This window comes from Oerskovia sp. NPDC056781, from assembly GCF_042789955.1.
Taxonomy (GTDB): Bacteria; Actinomycetota; Actinomycetes; order Actinomycetales; family Cellulomonadaceae; genus Oerskovia; species Oerskovia rustica.
The window spans coordinates 1-4,496 of sequence record NZ_JBHUAD010000283.1 but is presented as its reverse complement, the minus strand read 5'-3'; the positions used below and the strand labels follow the sequence as shown (position 1 = coordinate 4,496).

Below are 4,496 nucleotides of genomic sequence, written 5' to 3'. Positions count from 1 at the left end.
GGCTCGGCTCGCGGGGACGACGGGCGTCCCGCGACCGAGGAGTCACCTGGGGTCATCGACCGTGGCGTGCGTGGCTCGCGTCAGACGCGCAGCTCCGCGGGGACCTCGCCGTGCCCGTCGTGCAGCAGGCACGCGACCGACCGTCCTGGTTCGCCGACGCCCGGCAGCCCCAGCGACGTGGGACCCAGCGCGGGGTGGACGTCGGCGCACGCGTCCATGACGTGCGCGCAGCGCGGCCGGAAGGGGCACCCGGTCGGCAGGGCCTGGAGGTCGGGCGGCGAGCCCGGGATGCCGACGAGCGGGCGCTTGGGCCCGTGCAGGGGCGGGAACGAGTTGAGCAGCCCGTGCGTGTACGGGTGGCGCGGGCGCCGGTACACGTCGCTCGCGGACGCCTGCTCGACGATCTCGCCCGCGTACATGATCGCGATCCGGTCGGCGACCTCGATGAGCAGGGACACGTCGTGCGTGATGAACACGACCGAGAAGCCCAGGCGGTCGCGCAGCTCGATGATCTGTTCGACGATCTGGCGCTGCATGACGACGTCGAGCGCCGTGGTGGGCTCGTCCATGATGAGCACCTTGGGCTCGAGCGCGAGCGCCATCGCGATCATGACGCGCTGGCGCATGCCGCCCGAGAGCTGGTGCGGGTACGCCGAGATGCGGTCCTTCGCGATCCCGACCATGGACAGCAGCTCCGCGGCCCGATCGTTGCGGTCGGTGCGCGACATGCCGGGGCGGTGCGCCGCGATGGCGTCGGTGAGCTGCTTGCCGACCCGGTAGACCGGGTTGAGCGAGTTCATGGCGCCCTGGAACACGATCGCGGTGTCCTGCCAGCGCGAGCGCCGCAGCTCCTTGTCGCTCATGCGCAGGATGTCGACGGGCTCGCCGCCCGTGCTCCCCACGCCTCCGTGGAACAGCACCTCGCCGCCCGTGATGAGGCCGGGCGGGGGCAGGAGGCGGGTCGCGGCGTAGACGAGGGTCGACTTGCCGCAGCCCGACTCACCGGCGATCCCCAGGACCTCGCCCTCGTGCAGCGTGAGGTTCACCCCGCGCAGCGCGCGTACGGGCTCGGGGCCGTAGCCGTAGGCGACGTGCAGGTCGCGGATCTCGAGCACGGGCCTGCCGGTCCCGGTGGCGGCCCCGGCGGGGGGAAGGTCGGTGACGGTCATCGGGCGTTCTCCTTGCGTGCGGTCGTGCCGTCGGTGTCGCGGTCGTCGCGCGTGCTCCCCGGGGTGCCCGGCCCGCCCGGGGTGGGCGTGCCCCTGCCCGACGGCGTCGCACCGGTCGGGGCGGTCGACGCCCCCGGGCGCGTGGCGCCGTCGGGCCTGCTGGGCGTGGTGCCCGCGGCGGGAGCCCCCTCGCGGACGACGGCCGTGAAGCCGATGCGCGGCGAGATGCGGCGCCTGCGCAGGGCGCGCGGGCTCGCGCCCGTCGAGCGCAGGCGCGGGTTGACGAACTCGTCGATCCCGAAGTTGATGAGAGTCAGCGCCATGCCGAGCATCGCGATGCACAGGCCCGCCGGGACGAACCACCACCACGCGCCGCGCGAGAGGGCCTGCTGCTGCTCGGCCCAGAAGAGGATCGTGCCCCAGTTCCAGTCCGAGATCGACGTCACGCCGATGAACGCGAGCGTCGTCTGCATGAGGATCGCGAACGTCACGGTGCCCACGAAGCTCGACGCCATGATGGCCGTCAGGTTGGGCAGGGTCTCGAACCACACGATGCGCCACGTCGACTCGCCGTTGGCGCGCGCGGCCTCGACGAAGTCGCGACGGCGCAGGGACAGGGTCTGGGCGCGCAGGATGCGCGCACCCCACGCCCAGCTCGTCGCGGCCAGGATGAGCGCGACCGTCAGCCCGCCCGCGTCGGGGAGCTGGCCCGCGACGATGATGATGAGCGGCAGAGCGGGGATGACGAGGAAGATGTTGGACAGCGACGAGAGCAGCTCGTCGCTCACGCCGCCCAGGAAGCCCGCGCTCACGCCCACGAGGATCGACAGGAGCGTCGCACCGATGCCCGCGACGAAACCGACGATCATGACGCCACGCGTGCCCACGAGGATCTGGGAGAACACGTCCTGGCCCACGTGCGTGGTCCCGAGCCAGTGCGCGGCGCTCGGGGGCTGCAGGACGTCGGGCGACATCGCGCTCGGGTCGTAGGGCGCGATCCACGGGCCGATCACCGCGAGGATCGCGAAGAAGCCCAGGATCGCGAGCCCCGTGAAGGACTTGGCGTTGCGCAGGAACAGGAGCTTCTGCTTCTTGCGCGTCCCCTTGCGGCGCCGGGGCACCTCGGGGGCGAGCGGCTCGGAGCCGGTGTCGAGCTGGGCGTGGTCCATCTGGACGGGGATGCCGGTCATCTTCTCAGCCCTCCTGTCGGGTGCGCGGGTCGAGGACCACGTAGGCGAGGTCGGCGAGGATGTTCGCCACGAGGACGGACAGCGTGATCATGAGGAAGATGCCCTGCATGAGGGGGTAGTCGTGCGCGCCGATCGCCTGCAGGAGCGTGAAGCCCACGCCCTGGTAGGAGAAGACCTTCTCCATGACGAGCGTCCCCGACACGATGAAGCCGAGGGACAGCGCGAAGCCCGAGACCTGCGGCAGGATCGCGTTGCGGGCCGCGTACCCGAACATCACGCGACGCTCCGAGAGTCCCTTGGCCTGCGCGACCGTGACGTAGTCCTCCGAGGTGACCGTGACCGTCATGTTCCGCATGCCGAGGATCCAGCCCGCGACCGAGGACAGCACGATCGTGATCGCGGGCAGCGTGCCGTGCTGGATCACGGAGCTGATGAACTCCCAGTTCCACCCGGGCACGAGCCCCGGCTGGTAGGCGCCCGACGACGGGAAGATCGACCACGTCACCGAGAAGAGCATGATCGCGACCAGGCCCAGCCAGAAGTACGGCACGGACGAGAAGAACGTGGTGATCGGCAGGAGGCCGTCTGCCCACGACCCGCGGCGCCAGCCGATGACCACGCCGAGGAACGAGCCGAGCAGGAAGCTGATGACCGTCGCGATGCCGACCAGGCCGATGGTCCACGGCAGGGCCTGCGCGATGACCTCGCTCACGGTGCTCGGGAAGAGCATGATCGACAGGCCCAGGTCGCCCGAGAAGAGCATCTTCCAGTAGTCGACGTACTGCTCCCAGAGCGAGGCCCCGCTGTCGAGCCCGAACAGGACGTACAGCGACTCGCGGGCCTCGGAGCTGATGCGGCCCTGGTTCTTGTTGATGAAGGACGACACCGGGTCGCCGTCCATCATGCGCGGGATGAAGAAGTTGATCGTGATGGCCGCCCACGCGGTGATCACGTAGAAGACGATGCGTCGCAGGAAGTACTTCATGCCGACACCCCCACTCGTGCAGCGCCGAGCACGGGGAGCAGTTCCCGCTCGGCAGGTTCGACGTCGGACGCTTCCACGTAGCCCCAGCAGGCGACCTTGCGGCCGTCGCCCACGGGCACGAGGGCGGGGACCGTGCTCCGGCACAGGTCCGTCGCGAACGGGCAGCGCGGGCTGAAGCGGCAGCCCTCGGGCGGGCGGACCATCGACGGCGGCTCGCCGTTCGCGCCCGTGCGGTCCTGCGCCGCGAGGTTCTCGGGGTCGGGGGCCGATCGCACCAGGAGCTGCGTGTAGGGGTGTGCGGGCTCCTGCGTCACGAGCTCGCTCTCGCCGTGCTCGACGATGCGGCCCGCGTACATGACGCGGGTCTCGTCGGCGAAGTACCGGGCCGAGGCGATGTCGTGCGTGATGTAGAGGATCGCGATGCCGAGGCGGTCGCGCAGGTCCTTGAGGAGGTTGAGGATGCCGATGCGGATCGACACGTCGAGCATCGAGATGGGCTCGTCGGCGAGCAGGACCTCGGGGTCGGCGGCCAGGGCACGGGCGATCGCGACACGCTGGCGCTGCCCGCCCGAGAGCTCGTGCGGGTACTTGTCGACGTACCGCTCGGGCTGGAGCTGCACCCTGTTGAGCAACGCCTCCAGGGCGTCCTCGAGCGCCTGCCCGCGCAGCTTCGGCTGGTGGATCCGCAGCGAGCGCGTGAGCGTGTAGCGGATCGTGTGGACCGGGTTCAGCGAGCCGAACGGGTCCTGGAAGATCATCTGGACGCGCCGGCAGTACCGGCGGAACGCCCGGCCGCGGTGCGCGGTCACGGGCTCGCCGTGCAGCAGGATCTCGCCCGACGTCTGCGTGTACAGACGGGCGAGGAGCCGGGCGATGGTCGACTTGCCGGAGCCGGACTCCCCCACGAGCGCGACGACCTGGCCGCTGCGCAGCGAGACGTCGACACCGTCGACCGCGTGCACGACGGCGTGGGACCGCAGCCCCTTGACGGGGAAGTGCTTGGTGAGCCCGCGGGCCTCGAGGACGGGCGCGTCGGGCGGGGGCGCGACCGGGGCGTTGTGCGTGTCGGAACTCATGGGTGAACCTGACTGCTGGGGGGAACGGGGTGGAGTCAGCGCTGACCAGCTGCTCGCGAGGGGGCGGGGCCCTGGC

Annotated in this window: 4 protein-coding genes; all 4 read right to left on the bottom strand. The window is 71.0% G+C overall.

The features are described 5' to 3' along the window. Nucleotides 1-80: 80 nt before the first annotated feature. The 4 genes from ACFRCR_RS17145 to ACFRCR_RS17130 are packed head-to-tail and all read right to left on the bottom strand — an operon-like array spanning nucleotide 81 to nucleotide 4,420. Entirely contained in the window at nucleotides 81-1,169 is a 1,089-nt protein-coding gene (locus tag ACFRCR_RS17145; protein ID WP_377679215.1) for an ABC transporter ATP-binding protein, read from the bottom strand. Further along, nucleotides 1,166-2,359 carry an ABC transporter permease gene (locus ACFRCR_RS17140; protein ID WP_377679213.1) on the bottom strand — a complete coding sequence of 398 codons (1,194 nt, stop codon included), beginning with the start codon at nucleotides 2,357-2,359 and terminating at the stop codon, nucleotides 1,166-1,168. Before ACFRCR_RS17140 ends, ACFRCR_RS17145 begins: the two co-directional genes overlap by 4 nt. Nucleotides 2,360-2,363: 4 nt before the next feature. Continuing rightward, nucleotides 2,364-3,344, bottom strand: a complete 981-nt coding sequence (locus tag ACFRCR_RS17135; RefSeq protein ID WP_191791805.1) for an ABC transporter permease — start codon at nucleotides 3,342-3,344, stop codon at nucleotides 2,364-2,366. Next, nucleotides 3,341-4,420, bottom strand: a complete 1,080-nt coding sequence (locus tag ACFRCR_RS17130; protein WP_377679211.1) for an ABC transporter ATP-binding protein — start codon at nucleotides 4,418-4,420, stop codon at nucleotides 3,341-3,343. Before ACFRCR_RS17130 ends, ACFRCR_RS17135 begins: the two co-directional genes overlap by 4 nt. Between the last annotated feature and the right edge of the window lie 76 nt (nucleotides 4,421-4,496).

Coding starts and splice junctions, on each gene's coding strand:
- ACFRCR_RS17130 (WP_377679211.1), bottom strand. CDS start 4,420: ATGAGTTCCGACACGCACAACGCCCCGGTCGCGCCCCCGCCCGACGCG.
- ACFRCR_RS17140 (WP_377679213.1), bottom strand. CDS start 2,359: ATGACCGGCATCCCCGTCCAGATGGACCACGCCCAGCTCGACACCGGC.
- ACFRCR_RS17135 (WP_191791805.1), bottom strand. CDS start 3,344: ATGAAGTACTTCCTGCGACGCATCGTCTTCTACGTGATCACCGCGTGG.
- ACFRCR_RS17145 (WP_377679215.1), bottom strand. CDS start 1,169: ATGACCGTCACCGACCTTCCCCCCGCCGGGGCCGCCACCGGGACCGGC.